The sequence below is a fragment of the Kosakonia sp. YIM B13588 genome (genome assembly GCF_042788165.1).
GTDB lineage: Bacteria > Pseudomonadota > Gammaproteobacteria > Enterobacterales > Enterobacteriaceae > Kosakonia > Kosakonia sacchari.
The window spans coordinates 338,012-351,691 of record NZ_JBHZPO010000001.1 but is presented as its reverse complement, the minus strand read 5'-3'; the positions used below and the strand labels follow the sequence as shown (position 1 = coordinate 351,691).

Annotated in this window: 15 protein-coding genes; 8 read left to right on the top strand and 7 right to left on the bottom strand. The window is 53.0% G+C overall.

Annotation, left to right across the window (positions count from 1 at the left end):
- The first annotated feature begins 55 nt into the window (after positions 1-55).
- Positions 56-1,243: an efflux MFS transporter YdeE gene (gene ydeE / locus ACFX4U_RS01705; RefSeq protein WP_313507050.1), complete on the top strand. Its 1,188-nt coding sequence runs from the start codon at positions 56-58 to the stop codon at positions 1,241-1,243.
- Positions 1,244-1,275: 32 nt separating this feature from the next.
- Here ydeE and ACFX4U_RS01700 read toward each other — a convergent pair whose 3' ends face one another.
- Both ACFX4U_RS01700 and ACFX4U_RS01695 read right to left on the bottom strand, forming a co-directional pair.
- On the bottom strand, positions 1,276-2,379 hold the full coding sequence (locus tag ACFX4U_RS01700; RefSeq protein ID WP_305736176.1) for a cobalamin-independent methionine synthase II family protein: 1,104 nt from the start codon (positions 2,377-2,379) through the stop codon (positions 1,276-1,278).
- A 181-nt stretch (positions 2,380-2,560) separates the two neighbouring features.
- Complete coding sequence (locus ACFX4U_RS01695) at positions 2,561-2,974, bottom strand: rhodanese-like domain-containing protein (RefSeq protein ID WP_313507052.1); 414 nt, start codon at positions 2,972-2,974, stop codon at positions 2,561-2,563.
- Between the two features lie 67 nt (positions 2,975-3,041).
- Between ACFX4U_RS01695 and ftrA the strand changes: the two genes are divergently transcribed.
- Positions 3,042-4,046 carry a transcriptional regulator FtrA gene (ftrA, locus tag ACFX4U_RS01690; protein ID WP_380217623.1) on the top strand — a complete coding sequence of 335 codons (1,005 nt, stop codon included), beginning with the start codon at positions 3,042-3,044 and terminating at the stop codon, positions 4,044-4,046.
- A 109-nt stretch (positions 4,047-4,155) separates the two neighbouring features.
- Complete coding sequence (gene mgtS / locus ACFX4U_RS01685) at positions 4,156-4,248, top strand: protein MgtS (protein ID WP_016496180.1); 93 nt, start codon at positions 4,156-4,158, stop codon at positions 4,246-4,248.
- Positions 4,249-4,844: 596 nt separating this feature from the next.
- Here mgtS and ACFX4U_RS01680 read toward each other — a convergent pair.
- From ACFX4U_RS01680 to dcp, 3 genes are all read right to left on the bottom strand, one after another.
- The gene (locus ACFX4U_RS01680) at positions 4,845-5,273 is read right to left on the bottom strand and encodes a hypothetical protein (protein ID WP_313507057.1); all 429 of its coding nucleotides are present in this window, start codon (positions 5,271-5,273) and stop codon (positions 4,845-4,847) included.
- 49 nt (positions 5,274-5,322) lie between these two features.
- Positions 5,323-5,541, bottom strand: coding sequence for a hypothetical protein (locus ACFX4U_RS01675; RefSeq protein ID WP_007374905.1), 219 nt, complete (start codon positions 5,539-5,541; stop codon positions 5,323-5,325).
- 443 nt (positions 5,542-5,984) lie between these two features.
- On the bottom strand, positions 5,985-8,030 hold the full coding sequence (dcp, locus tag ACFX4U_RS01670; protein WP_313507062.1) for a peptidyl-dipeptidase Dcp: 2,046 nt from the start codon (positions 8,028-8,030) through the stop codon (positions 5,985-5,987).
- 185 nt (positions 8,031-8,215) lie between these two features.
- Here dcp and ydfG point away from each other — a divergent pair, with 185 nt between their 5' ends.
- From ydfG to ydfZ, 3 genes are all read left to right on the top strand, one after another.
- Positions 8,216-8,965 (top strand): bifunctional NADP-dependent 3-hydroxy acid dehydrogenase/3-hydroxypropionate dehydrogenase YdfG, encoded by a 750-nt coding sequence (gene ydfG, locus ACFX4U_RS01665; RefSeq protein WP_313507063.1) that lies wholly within the window; start codon positions 8,216-8,218, stop codon positions 8,963-8,965.
- Between the two features lie 89 nt (positions 8,966-9,054).
- Positions 9,055-9,741: a GntR family transcriptional regulator gene (locus ACFX4U_RS01660; RefSeq protein WP_313507066.1), complete on the top strand. Its 687-nt coding sequence runs from the start codon at positions 9,055-9,057 to the stop codon at positions 9,739-9,741.
- Between the two features lie 168 nt (positions 9,742-9,909).
- Positions 9,910-10,113: a putative selenium delivery protein YdfZ gene (ydfZ, locus tag ACFX4U_RS01655; protein WP_313507068.1), complete on the top strand. Its 204-nt coding sequence runs from the start codon at positions 9,910-9,912 to the stop codon at positions 10,111-10,113.
- A 78-nt stretch (positions 10,114-10,191) separates the two neighbouring features.
- Here the strand turns inward: ydfZ and ACFX4U_RS01650 are convergent, their stop codons facing one another.
- Both ACFX4U_RS01650 and ACFX4U_RS01645 read right to left on the bottom strand, forming a co-directional pair.
- The gene (locus ACFX4U_RS01650; RefSeq protein WP_349350577.1) at positions 10,192-11,655 is read right to left on the bottom strand and encodes a fructuronate reductase; all 1,464 of its coding nucleotides are present in this window, start codon (positions 11,653-11,655) and stop codon (positions 10,192-10,194) included.
- A 593-nt stretch (positions 11,656-12,248) separates the two neighbouring features.
- Complete coding sequence (locus ACFX4U_RS01645; RefSeq protein ID WP_025263628.1) at positions 12,249-12,575, bottom strand: YnfA family protein; 327 nt, start codon at positions 12,573-12,575, stop codon at positions 12,249-12,251.
- A 148-nt stretch (positions 12,576-12,723) separates the two neighbouring features.
- Between ACFX4U_RS01645 and ACFX4U_RS01640 the strand changes: the two genes are divergently transcribed.
- The gene (locus ACFX4U_RS01640; protein ID WP_017456684.1) at positions 12,724-13,062 is read left to right on the top strand and encodes a DUF1283 family protein; all 339 of its coding nucleotides are present in this window, start codon (positions 12,724-12,726) and stop codon (positions 13,060-13,062) included.
- A 51-nt stretch (positions 13,063-13,113) separates the two neighbouring features.
- Positions 13,114-13,674 carry a spermidine N1-acetyltransferase gene (gene speG / locus ACFX4U_RS01635; protein WP_313507070.1) on the top strand — a complete coding sequence of 187 codons (561 nt, stop codon included), beginning with the start codon at positions 13,114-13,116 and terminating at the stop codon, positions 13,672-13,674.
- Positions 13,675-13,680: the final 6 nt, after the last annotated feature.

Below are 13,680 nucleotides of genomic sequence, written 5' to 3'. Positions count from 1 at the left end.
TGTTAAAGCTGTATACATCACAAAAAAATATAACAACCGCATGTCGGGCAGGAACATGACCATCAAGCAAACACGCTCCACCGCCGCGTTACTGGCATCTTCACTTTTATTAACCATTGGCCGCGGTGCCACGCTGCCGTTTATGACTATCTACCTGAATCGCCAGTACGGGATGTCGGTCGATCAGGTCGGTTATGCGATGTCTATCGCGCTGACTATTGGCGTAGTGTTCAGCCTCGGCTTCGGCATGCTGGCGGATAAGTTCGATAAAAAACGCTATATGCTGCTGGCGATTGTCGCCTTTATTGCCGGTTTTGCCGCCATCCCGCTATCACACCATGCGGGGTTAGTGGTGCTGTTTTTTGCCCTGATTAACTGCGCTTATTCGGTGTTTTCCACCGTACTGAAGGCCTACTTTGCCGACACACTCGCGCCTGCGGCGAAAGCGAAAATTTTCTCGCTCAACTACACGGTGCTTAATGTCGGCTGGACCGTCGGTCCGCCGCTCGGCACGCTGCTGGTCATGCAGAGCATTAACTTGCCGTTCTGGCTGGCGGCAATTTGTGCGGCCTTTCCGCTGGTGTTTATTCAGCTGTTTGTTCGCCGTGTTGCGGTTGGCGAAAGCCTCGACAGCCCTGTGGCGTGGGATCCTTCCGTGTTGCTGAAAGATAAAGCGCTCGGCTGGTTTACTTTATCGAATTTTCTCGCCTCGTTTGTCGCCGGTTCTTTTGCGTCCTGCCTGTCACAATATGTGATGACGGTGGCCAGCAGCGAGTTCGCCGAACGCGTAGTGGCCGTGGTGCTGCCAGTCAACGCCGCCATTGTGGTCACGTTGCAGTATGCGGTGGGCCGTAAACTCACCGCCTCCAACTTGCGTCCAGCGATGGCAATTGGCACCGTCAGTTTTGTTATCGGCCTTATCGGTTTTATGTTATCCGGCGATAACTTGTGGTTCTGGGGGCTTTCCGCCGCGGTGTTTACGCTGGGAGAAGTGATTTACGCCCCCGGTGAATATATGTTGATCGATAACATCGCCCCTGCGGGAATGAAAGCGACCTACTTCTCTGCACAGGCGCTGGGCTGGCTGGGCGCGGCAATGAACCCGTTACTTACCGGGGTTATCCTGACCACGCTGCCCGCAGCCTCACTGTTTGTCATCCTGATGGTGACCATCATTGTGGCCTGGCTGATGATGCTCAAAGGCATGCAGGCACGGCCGCTCGGCGGATTGCAGGCGCAGTAATAAAAAGCGGCGCACTGAGCGCCGTTTTTTATTTACCATACCTGTTCGGCGATTTTCGTTACCAGCCGCACTTTGTCCCACTGCTGGGCAGGCGTGAGCGTGTTGCCCTCTTCAGTGGAAGCAAAACCGCACTGCGGGCTGAGGCAAATCTGGTTGATATCGACAAACTTCGCCGCTTCCTGAATACGTGCTTTTACCCCTTCCGGATTTTCCAGCTCGCCGTTTTTGGTGGTGATAAGCCCGAGAACCACCTGCTGTTTACCCGGACGGACAAAACGCAATGGGGCGAAATCGCCGGAACGGTCGTTGTCATATTCGAGGAAGAACGCGTCAACGTTCACGCTACCAAACAGCACTTCCGCAACGGGTTCGTAACCGCCTTCGGAGATCCAGGTGGAGCGGAAATTACCGCGGCACACATGCAGACCAATGGTTAAATCGTCCGGTTTACCTTCCAGCGCCCGGTTAATTACGCGGGCATAAATGCGCGCCAGTTCATCGGGATCGTCGCCACGTTCGCGGATCTGGCGACGCTGATCGTCAGAGCAGAGATAGGCCCAAACCGTATCATCCAGTTGCAGATAGCGGCAGCCTGCGGCATAGAACGCCTGGATCGCATCGCGCCAGGTGGTCGCCAGATCGTCAAAGTAGGCGTCAAGCTGCGGATAAACCGTCGCGTCAATGTCTTTGCGCCCGCCGCGAAAGTGCAGCACGCTTGGGCTGGGAATGGTCATCTTCGGTTGCGCGGTGCCGCTGATGCTTTTGAGGAAGCGAAAATCTTCCAGCATCGGGTGGTCGCCAAAGCGTAATTTACCGGTGACACGCACGCCGTGGGCTTTGGTTTGCACACCGTTAAACTGAATGCCTTTATCGGAATCGTAGCGCTCCACACCTTCGAGTCCGTCGAAGAAGTCAAAATGCCACCATGCGCGGCGAAATTCACCGTCGGTAACAACATGCAGACCGCAGGCACATTGCTGCTCAACCACCTGGCGAATCGCGCTATCCTCAACACTGCGCAACTGCTGAGCGCTGATTTCACCCTGCGCAAACTGCTGACGCGCCTGCTTGATGGCGTCCGGGCGCAGGAAACTACCGACTACGTCTGCACGGAATGGGGCCTGATGTCGCTGCATATTACTCTCCTCTGCGCCGGGGAATGATTTCCCAACGTGATAATTCATTATTTGAATTTTAGACTTCTGGATGGCTAAATGTCCAAACAAAATGTCATAGCGCAGGAAAAGCAGCAACCGAGAAAATTTCACGGCACATGAAAAAAATTCACCATCGCACCGTGAAAGATGAAGAAAAGGATCAGAAGGCCGCTTCGCTCTCGCCGCTGGCAAAGGTATACCCTTCATCTTCCCAGCCGGTGATGCCGCCAATCATGATTTTCACCGCCAGCCCCATGCGCGCCAGTTTCAGCGCGGCGCGATCGGCACCATTGCAGTGTGGCCCGGCGCAATAGACCACAAACAACGTATCTGCAGGCCAGCGGGCCATGCGTTCTGCACTCATCATGCTATGGGGCAAATGTAATGCTCCCGGCAGGTGACGGCGGGCAAAAGCCTGCGCGCTACCCACCACATGCAACAAGACAAAATCCTGCTCGTGATGGGTGATCGCATGATGGACATCGGCGCAGTCCGTTTCGACACTCAGGCGGCGGAAGAAATGGCTGGCGGCCTCTTCGGGTGATGCAGCGGGGACTTCAGATACATAACTCATCGTTTTTTCTCCTTGTTTGTGTTAACACTAATTTAACCAACACCGGACAACCTCGCTGCCCCCTTCTATGCCAGATAACACCAGGATAATGACAACTTCACGACACGCCCCTGCCCGCCACCGCGTGGTTGCGCTTGCCTATGATGGGCTGTGCACCTTTGAATTTGGCGTCGCTACGGAAATTTTCGGTTTGCCACGCCCGGAGCTGGGCGATAACTGGTACACATTTACCGTTGCCGCCGTGGATGAGGGGGAATTGCGGGCGACGGGCGGTATTCGCGTGATGGCGGAAGGCGGGCTGGAACTACTCGAAAATGCCGACACCATTGTGGTTCCCGGCTGGCGCGGCGCGCAAACGCCCGTACCGGCCGCATTATGTAGCGTGTTATATCAGGCCTGGCAGCGCGGCTGCCGTGTGATTTCTATTTGTTCCGGGGTGTTTGTACTGGCCGCAGCCGGGTTGCTTAATGGTCGTAAAGCCACCACCCACTGGCGCTATACCGACATGTTGCGGGAGGCCTATCCGGCGATTATCGTGCTGGATGACGCTCTCTATTACGATGAAGGAAATGTGATGACCTCGGCGGGCAGCGCGGCGGGGATCGACTTGTGTCTGCACGTCGTGCGCGAGGATTTTGGTATTGAGGTCGCTAACAATGTCGCCCGGCGGCTTGTGGTGCAGCCGCACCGGGATGGCTCTCAAACTCAGCAACTTCAACGCCCGGTTGCCCGCACGCGTGAAAGTCGCCAACTGGGACAGTTGTTCGATTTCCTTCATCAACACTTAGCCGGCAGCCACACAGTCGCGTCACTGGCGAAACAAACTGGCATGAGCCCGCGTACGTTTTTGCGCCGTTTCGAAGAGTCAACCGGAACCACACCCGCTCGCTGGATTTTGCAGGAGCGTTTACGCCGGGCCGAGGATTTACTGATTCATTCACGAATGAGCATTGAGCTGATTGCCGGGCACAGTGGATTCGCTACTGCGGCTTCACTGCGCCACCATTTTCAGCAGCAACGTGGAATATCCCCGGCGGCATACCGCAAAAAATATACCGCTGCGGCGAAATAATTCACGCTATTCATCATTTATTGACGTTTACCTGGCTATTCTTTCTCCATCGCGGCCACCAATTAAGGTAAGAGAGGCAAGTTGGTTAATTAAATGGAGAGTTGACACCATGGCAAATATGCATGTTTTTATCGCAGTACTGGGCATTATTGTTTTTTCCGGGTTCCTTGCTGCTTATTTCAGCCACAAATGGGATGACTGATGATCGCTGATAATCCCCCGCCGATATGGCCCCTTGCGAAAAAACGTAAGGGGCCATTTCTTTTTGCTCGTCCGGAACAAACAGGCAAAAAAAAACCGCCCTTAAAAGGCGGTCAATGCTTGCATGGATAGATTGCTATTGTTCTACGCGCTAACTCAAACGACAGGTTAACGACTGCCAACCAATCTAGCATTGCCTTCCTCAATAAAACCTAAACAAGCGTAGAACGATCCTCGCTCGCATCATTAGTGAAACGGGTTTCATCGAAACGTTTTTCTGTGGTGAAGTGTCTTTTGCTATTGAAATTACAGAAGATATATCTTTCGGCGTATAAAGTTTGTGATAACGTCGTATCTCCATTTCACAGACCGGAGGGGTTATCCCCAATATCAAATTTAAATGCCCGGTTTGCAGCAGCCAAAAGTTTTTATTTACCACATTCTGCCCGGGTCAACGTATGCCTCACGGGGCCATTTGCTCGGTTTGTGGCGCAAGACTTACAGCCAGATCCTGTATACCCGCACTACGAAGAAGGCGGTGGCCAAAACAAGTGTTATAGGAAGGGCCTCATTTGAGGCCCTTTTAATTTCCTTTATTCAGGCGTTTTTCGCTTTCCCTAAAGAAAAGCCGCTCACTTTCGCAATATGGACACGTAATATTGTCCCTTTTACGCTCGTCCAACCGCCAGTTCCCGTCATCCATGAGGGATCTTTAATATGTAAATAATTAAGCGGAATATCGTGCCCCTCTTCAACGCGATAATCATTAGCCAGATCATCAAAGAAAAGCGCGATGGAATTTTTCAGCGACGCGTCATCTCCCTGAATAGCTCGAATAGATTTCGCGGTATATAACGCATATTCCTGCCCGGATACGAGTTCACCCGCCACCACCTGGCCACCGACAACCAACGTCACCACCATACCTGCGCCAAGGTTGGCACAGGAGACCAGATGCGATAAGGCGCTATCCTGGGTGCTCACCGTAGGAGCGGCAGTGTCTGAAACTTCACGTTCATTTTCCATTTACATCTCCGCATACTGCATAAAAAAACCGCCCGCGGGCGGTTGTTGATCAGTAAAATTTCCGGATGGCTTGTTCAGTTTCCTGCTGGCTGACCAGGTCAGAAAATCGGGCAACGAGGAAGGTTTCTCCATCTAGTTCCCAGGGTTCAATTGGGATTTCAAGAAAAGAGCTTTGCTCATTTTTAAACGTGACCGATTTTGCATTATCTTCCACGGTCACGTTTTCAACCTTACCACCGGCGCGTATTACCACTACATTTTTGGTCATGTCGGTTACCTCAGTTGCTTAAATAGCACTCGACATTAGCACAGCCACTTTCTCACTGCCTGCGTAATGCCACAGAATGTTAAGCCGTAAAATCAGATCCTTTAATTTGGCTTAATGAGAGGGATAACGCTACGCCAGGAAGTGTGAACTAGCCCGCAATTTAATAAATGAAATGGGTAAAAACAGGGATTTGAGGCGTGGTGATTTAAGAAAAACGCCAGAGGCCTTTAAGAAAAAAAGCCTCTGGCGATACAGATTTCGGTGATGCCGGGTGCCTCCCGGTGAGTCTGCTCCAGCCCGCAGAACCCGCTTTCACCCCAAAAAGGTATGACTGGTAGCCCCTCCGCGCAGGGGGATTCATCACCACGTCCACGGTATTTGCCGGGCATATTCAGGTCAATGCTCTGGCGGGTTATGTAAGTTTTTAAAGCAATTTTCTCGCGCTATTCACTCAATCCCCGGTTTTTCAGCATCGGTTCGATCTCAGGATCGTGACCGCGCCACTGGCGATAAAGCGCAGCCAGATCTTCGCTGTTGCCACGGGATAAAATCGCCTCCCGGAACTTCTGCCCGTTTTCGCGCGTTAATCCGCCCTGCTCCACAAACCACTGATAACCATCATCCGCCAGCATTTGCGTCCATAGATAAGCGTAATAACCGGCCGCATAACCGCCGCCGAAAATATGGGCAAAATAGCTGCTGCGATACCGCGGCGGAACCGCTGCCAAATCGGGATGCTCTTTGCGCAGTGCTTGCGCCTCAAAACTCTCCACATCGCTTACGTTCTCGCCGTCCGCCAGCGCATGCCAGTTCATATCCAGCAGCGCTGCGCTTAATAGTTCGGTCATGTCGTAACCTTTATTAAACTGCGTGGCGCGCAACATCTTCTCGCGCAGTGCCTCCGGCATCGGTTCACCGCTTTGGTAGTGGCGGGCATAGCGGGTAAATACCTGCGGCTGGCTGGCCCAGTGCTCATTGATTTGCGACGGGAACTCGACAAAATCACGCGGCGTATTGGTGCCGGAGAGGCTGGCGTAACGTTGGCTGGCGAACAGCCCGTGCAGGGTGTGTCCAAATTCATGGAACAGCGTAATGACGTCATCCCACGAAAGCAACGCCGTCTGCCCGGCTGCGGGTTTCTGGTAATTACAAACGTTGTAGATCACCGGTTGTGTGCCGTTGAGCGTTGACTGCTCGACGAAATTGCCCATCCATGCGCCCCCGCTTTTTGAGTCGCGGGCGAAATAATCACCATAGAACAGCGCTAATCCAGCACCATCCGCGTCAAAAATTTCCCATACGCGAACATCCGGGTGATAGACAGGAATATCAAACCGTTCAGTAAAACGAAGACCAAACAGCTCGCTCGCGGCCCAAAAAACGCCCTCGGTAAGCACGGTATTCAGCGCAAAATACGGTTTGATTTGTGATTCATCCAGCGAATATTTCGCCAGACGCACCTGCTCGGCATAAAACGCCCAATCCCAGGCCTGCGCGGTAAAACCGCCCTGCTGCGTATCGATAACCTGCTGGATATCGGCCAGTTCTCGTTCGGCGCGTGCACGCGCGGCGGGTGCAATATCACGCATGAAATCCAGCGCCGCCTGCGGCGTTGCCGCCATCTGATCGGCAATCTTCCAGCTGGCAAAATCGGCAAATCCGAGAAGTTTGGCTTGCTTCGCGCGTAACTGCACAAGGCGCAACACAATAGCGCGGGTGTCGTTGGCATCCCCTTTTTGCGTTCGCAGCCAGCTCGCCTTAAACAGATTTTCACGCGTCTGGCGATCGCGTAACGCCGCCAGCGCCGGTTGCTGGGTGGTATTCAATAACGATAACAACCAACGGTTTTCCAGCCCTTTGGCTTTTGCTGCCTCGGCAGCAATGGCAATCTCTTCTGCACTCAAACCATCAAGCTGATGGGCATAATCCACCACCAGCCCGCCGGCTTTGTCCGCCGCCAGCAGACGCTGGTTAAACTGGCTCGTCAAAGTGGCTGATTCGGTGTTCAGCGCTTTCAGCGTCGCTTTGTCCTGCGCGCTCAGCGTTGCGCCCGCCAGCATAAAGCGCTGATAAGTGGTTTCCACCAGACGCAAGGATTCGGCATCCAGAGACAGCGCGTCGCGCTGCTTCCATACCGCTTCCACGCGGGCAAACAGGGCATCGTCGAGGTAAATATCGTTCGCCAGCTCTGCCAGTTCAGTTGAAAACGCCTCATCCAGCTGTTGTAAAAAGTCATTGGTATGGGCCGATGTCATGGCAAAAAAGACACTGGTGACATAGGTGAGCAGCGCGCCGCTGCGCTCCAGAGCCAACAAGGTGTTGTCGAAATCCGCTGGCGCAGGATCCTGCGTGATAGCGGCGATTTCAGCGCGTTTTTGTCGTATTCCTTCATCAAACGCCGGGCGGTAATGCTCCTGATTAATGACATCAAACGGCGGCGCCTGGTAAGGCAGTGTGCTGGCAGAAAAGAAAGGATTCGTGACCGACATATTTCGCTCCTGAATGCGTGATTCATCTCAGAGTAGGCATCCGCCGCGCGCATCGCAATCATTTCTCTGCTTTCGCGCATGAGCCAGCGTTTTTTGCCACACTGTATGCGGGATAAGTTGTGTTACCGCTATAAAGCGGTGCATGCTATGTCGCTACACCACAAAAAGCGTTGAGGAACAGTGAGATGATTATTCTGGTTACCGGGGCAACCGCGGGTTTTGGCGAAGGTATTACACGCCGTTTTATTCAGAACGGCCATAAAGTGATTGCTACAGGCCGCCGTCAGGAGCGTTTGCAGGAACTGAAGGACGAACTGGGCGATAACCTCTATACCGCACAACTGGACGTGCGCAACCGCGCGGCGATTGAAGAGTTTATCTCTACCCTGCCTGCCGCGTGGCGCGAAATTGATGTACTGGTTAACAACGCAGGTCTGGCGTTGGGTCTGGAGCCGGCACACCGAGCGAATGTCGATGACTGGGAAACCATGATCGACACCAACAATAAAGGTCTGGTGTATATGACGCGCGCGGTGCTGCCGGGCATGGTTGAGCGTAATCGCGGCCACGTCATCAATATCGGTTCCACCGCCGGCAGCTGGCCTTATGCAGGCGGTAACGTCTATGGCGCGAGCAAAGCCTTTGTACGGCAATTCAGCCTCAACTTACGTACCGATCTCAGCGGCACCGCCGTGCGCGTGACCAATATCGAGCCGGGTCTGGTAGGCGGCACCGAGTTTTCAAATGTGCGCTTTAAAGGCGATGACGCGAAAGCCGGGAAAACTTACGAGAACACCACTGCGCTGACGCCGGAAGACGTTACCGAAGCGGTGTGGTGGGTCGCCACGTTACCGAAGCATGTCAATATCAACACCCTCGAAATGATGCCGGTCAGCCAGACATATGCTGGTCTTAGCGTGCACCGCGAAGGGTAATTTCCCCGCCCGGCCTGCGGGCCGGGTATGGGATGTACGTTAAATTAATGGTATGGTAGACAGGTTAACCCTTTAAAAAGTAAGAGCGAATGGCCGCTGAAACGCAACTCAACCCTACACAGCCCGTCAATCAACAAATTTACCGCATCTTACGGCGGGACATCGTCCATTGCCTGATCCCGCCAGGCACGCCGTTGTCCGAAAAAGAGGTGTCGGTGCGCTTTGACGTTTCACGCCAGCCGGTACGCGAAGCCTTTATTAAACTAGCTGAAAACGGCTTGATTCAAATCCGCCCGCAGCGCGGTAGCTACGTCAATAAAATCTCCATGACGCAGGTGCGTAACGGCTGTTTTGTTCGTCAGGCCATTGAGTGCGCCGTCGCCCGCCGCGCCGCAACGATGATTGATGACAGCGCCTGTTATCAGCTGGAGCAAAACCTGAATCAGCAGCGTACCGCGATTGAGCGTAAGCAACTGAATGACTTTTTTGAGCTGGACGATAATTTCCACCAGAAGCTGGCGCTCATCGCCGACTGCCAGTTAGCGTGGGACACTATCGAAAATATTAAAGCGACCATCGACCGCGTGCGTTACATGAGCCTTGATCATGTTTCGCCGCCAGAAATGCTGCTGCGCCAGCACATCGATATTTTCACCGCGCTGGAAAAACGCGATGCCGACGCCGTTGATCGCGCCATGACCCTGCATTTGCAGGAAATCAGCGAGTCAGTAAAAACCATCCGCCAGGAAAACCGCGACTGGTTCAGCGAAGAGTAATCCTCCCCCTTTCTTATCTCCGCCAGGTCACATTTTTTTCGCGCAAAAAAGTGTGACTTTGATCAAAAACAAAAACTCATCAGCTCAGGGGCGTATTTATAAGGCGTCCATTTCGGGGACATCTTCTGCCCCGTTTCGTTTTGCGGATTTCAATAAGGAGAAACCACCATGATGACGTATGATCGTAACCGTAACGCTATCACCACCGGTACGCGCGTGATGATTAATGGCACTGGCCGTACTGGCAAAATCGTCGCGATTCACGCCGATGGATTAAACCCCGCGCAGGTGCGCCGTAGCAAAACGGTGGAAGTGGAAGGCTGCGAAGGTAAATTCGAACCGGTTGAATTGATTCGTCTTGGCTTGCACTAAGCGTTAAAAAGCGTGTGGTAAAAAAGAATGCCGCCATGGCGGCATTCACTGTTTCTGTATTGAATTAAAGGCTCGCAGTTAAAGCGCTGCGGCGTACTGCGCCACTGTGACTTTCGCGCCTTTCTCCAGCAATGTCAGATAGGCTTTTTTCACCTGAGCCACAAAGGTCGCGTCTTTGGGCATTTCATTGCCAAAAATCGCCTCAATTCCAAGCAATGCCTGCACACGGGCTTCACCTTGCGCGCTGCTGTTAACCGCGTTCTGAATCACTGTCAGCAACGGATCGCACACTTCGATCGCTTGCCCCTGCTCGTCGACGCCACCTACATAGCGCATCCAGCCAGCAATACCCAGCGCCAGCAGGGAGAAATCACGCTGATGCACTAAATGCCAGCGCACAGAATCCAGCATACGCTGCGGCAGTTTCTGGCTACCGTCCATGGCGATCTGCCAGGTGCGGTGACGCAATGCGGTATTGCTGTAACGCGCGATCAGCAGATCGGCGTAATGCGCCAGATCCACACCCTGCACTTTCAGCGTTGGCGCCTGCTCTTTCAACATCAACGCGTGCGCGGCGCGACGATAATTCTCGTCTTCCATACACTCGTTAATGTGCTGATAACCGGCCAGATAACCCAGATACGCCAGGAAGGAGTGGCTGCCGTTCAGCATGCGCAGTTTCATCTCTTCAAACGGCACCACATCCGCCACCAGCTCAGCGCCAGCTTTTTCCCACGCCGGACGACCCGCCACGAAATTATCTTCAATCACCCACTGGCGGAACGGCTCACAGGCCACGCCCGCAGGATCGCGGACACCGGTCAGTTGTTCGATTTTATCCAGCGTTTCGGCGGTCACAGCCGGAACAATTCTGTCTACCATGGTTGACGGGAACGTCACATTCGCTTCAATCCAGTCACCCAATTCTGCGCTCACCGCGCGCGCGTAAGCGCAGACCACATTGCGGGTGACATGGCCGTTTTCCGGCATGTTGTCGCAGGACATCACGCTGAACGCCGGTAAACCGGCGGCTTTACGGCGCGCCAGGGCTTCCACGACCACGCCCGCGGCCGATTTTGGCTGCTGCGGGTTTTGCAGGTCGCCGACAATTAATGGGTGATCGAGCATCAGTTTGCCGGTCGCCGGAGAGTGGCAATAGCCTTTCTCGGTGATGGTCAGTGAAACAATGGCAACCTGCGGTTCGCACATAGCAGCGAGCACGGTTTCCAGGCCATCCACCTGTGCGTGCAGGGCGCGTTTTGCTACGCCAACCACACGCGCAGTCCACGCGTCGGCAGACATTTCCGCCACGGTATAGAGGTTATCCTGCTGCTTGAGATCGGCAATTTGCTGCTCACCGCCAATCAAATTGACCTCGCAATAGCCCCAGTCACTGCCATGCTCTGCGGCAAGAATATCGGCATAAACTGACTGATGCGCGCGATGAAACGCGCCAAAACCGAGGTGCACAATGCGCGCAACCAGTTTGTTACGGTCATAAGTAGGTAACGTGGCTTTCGCCTTTAATAGCCTGTTTTCCATGGTGAGACTCATCTTATTAAGTGAAACAGTGGTTCAATAGATTACGGACTGCTGTAAAGCAGACTATGATTTGCGACAGGATTTGCGGACTACACTAACTAGAATGGTAACCAAATGTGTCAAAAAACCACATATTCAACTTTGCTTTAAACCGATGAATGTATTCAGCGCGAAAATGAGAGGAGTTAACGTGTTTGTGCAGAATGCGTGGCGATGTGGAATTGTGGAATTGTGGAATTGTGGAATTGTGGAATTGTGGAATTGTGGAATTGTGGAATTGTGGAAAAAGCGTTTTAAAAATAATAACGCTCGCGAGCAATACGCATGAAGAGTTCGACAAAAAATCAATCCGTTAGTATGCAGCGGACATCATTTTAAACAGACTTGCTGAACCGGCAATAGTGAAGAAATTCCCGCAAGGTCAAAATCTGCAACTGTGCGTCATAAGCACCATGCGCCAGAAGCGGCTTCGCGAGCCGGGTATCGCCTCTGGGGCTATTCAAACCGTCTCACAAAGAGCTAAAGCGTGGAGAGAAACGAAGAAGGCATGCGGACAGCCAGTCTGCCACACTCAGTATCGAAAACGGCGTACATTACGCGCGTCCCCAGCCCGCAACAATGATCAACATCCCGCACATGGCGATGAGCGCCCCAAGCCAGTCATAAACGCTGAGTTTTACGCCATCGACCACTCGTAGCCAAATCAATGCGGTACACACATAAACGCCGCCGTAAGCCGCGTAAACGCGCCCACTGGCCGCCGGATGCAGTGTTAACAACCAGACGAACATGGCCAGCGCGAACGCTGCGGGAATAATTAACAGTGGCGTAGCGCCGCGTTTTAGCCACAGCCAGGGCAAAAAACAACCGACGATTTCACACAGCGCGGTGGCAAAGAACAGGAGTGTTGTTTTCAGCATCAGAGACACGTTGATTCAAACTTGGTTGAACTATCATACCTGATAATGCTCTGAGAGTGAGTCCCGGCTGGCTATCCCGTGTGGCTGAGATCGCATAGAATAGAGTGATATGGGCATCTTGTTTCTCCCTCAAATTAAGGAAATCGCAATGACTAAAACACTTAGCAAACGCCTGTGCCTCACCGCAATGCTGACGCTGGGTGCCATCGTGTACACCACCTCCGCACTGGCCGAAACCAACCGTCTGGTGATTGAATCCGGCGATAACGCGCAAAGCCGCCAATCCGCAGCGATGGAAAAAGAGCAATGGAATGACACCCGCAGCCTGCGTAGCAAAGTGAACAAACGCGTGGAAAAAGAGTGGGATAAAACCGATGTCGCGTTTGATGCGCAGGACAAATGCCAGAAAAGCAGCAACCTCAACGCCTACTGGGAACCCAACACTCTGCGTTGTCTGGATCGCCGTACCGGACAGCAAATTCGCTAACCGCCCCGGGCGCTTGCGCGCCCGATTTCCGCTTACCTAAAAGGACTTTTCATGAGTGACGTTTACACCGTCCGCCTGCGCCCGCTCGAGCGCGAGGATTTGCGCTTCGTTCACCAACTGGATAACAACGCCAGCGTCATGCGTTACTGGTTTGAAGAACCCTACGAAGCCTTTGTTGAACTTTCTGACTTGTATGACAAGCATATTCACGATCAAAGCGAACGCCGTTTTGTGGTGGAGTGCGATGGTGAAAAAGCCGGATTAGTGGAGCTGGTCGAAATCAACCACGTTCACCGCCGTGCAGAATTTCAGATAATCATCTCCCCGGAATATCAGGGCAAAGGGCTGGCATCACAAGCCGCGAAGCTGGCGATGGATTACGGATTTACGGTACTGAATCTGTACAAGCTCTATCTGATCGTTGATAAAGAGAACGAAAAAGCGATTCACATTTACCGCAAGCTGGGATTTATGGTCGAAGGTGAATTAATCCATGAATTCTTTATTAATGGTGAGTACCGCAACACCATTCGCATGTGTATTTTCCAGCAGCAATATCTTGAAAACCACAAAACAAGCGGCCCGACGCTACTGAAACCCACCGCGCAATAAAGCACG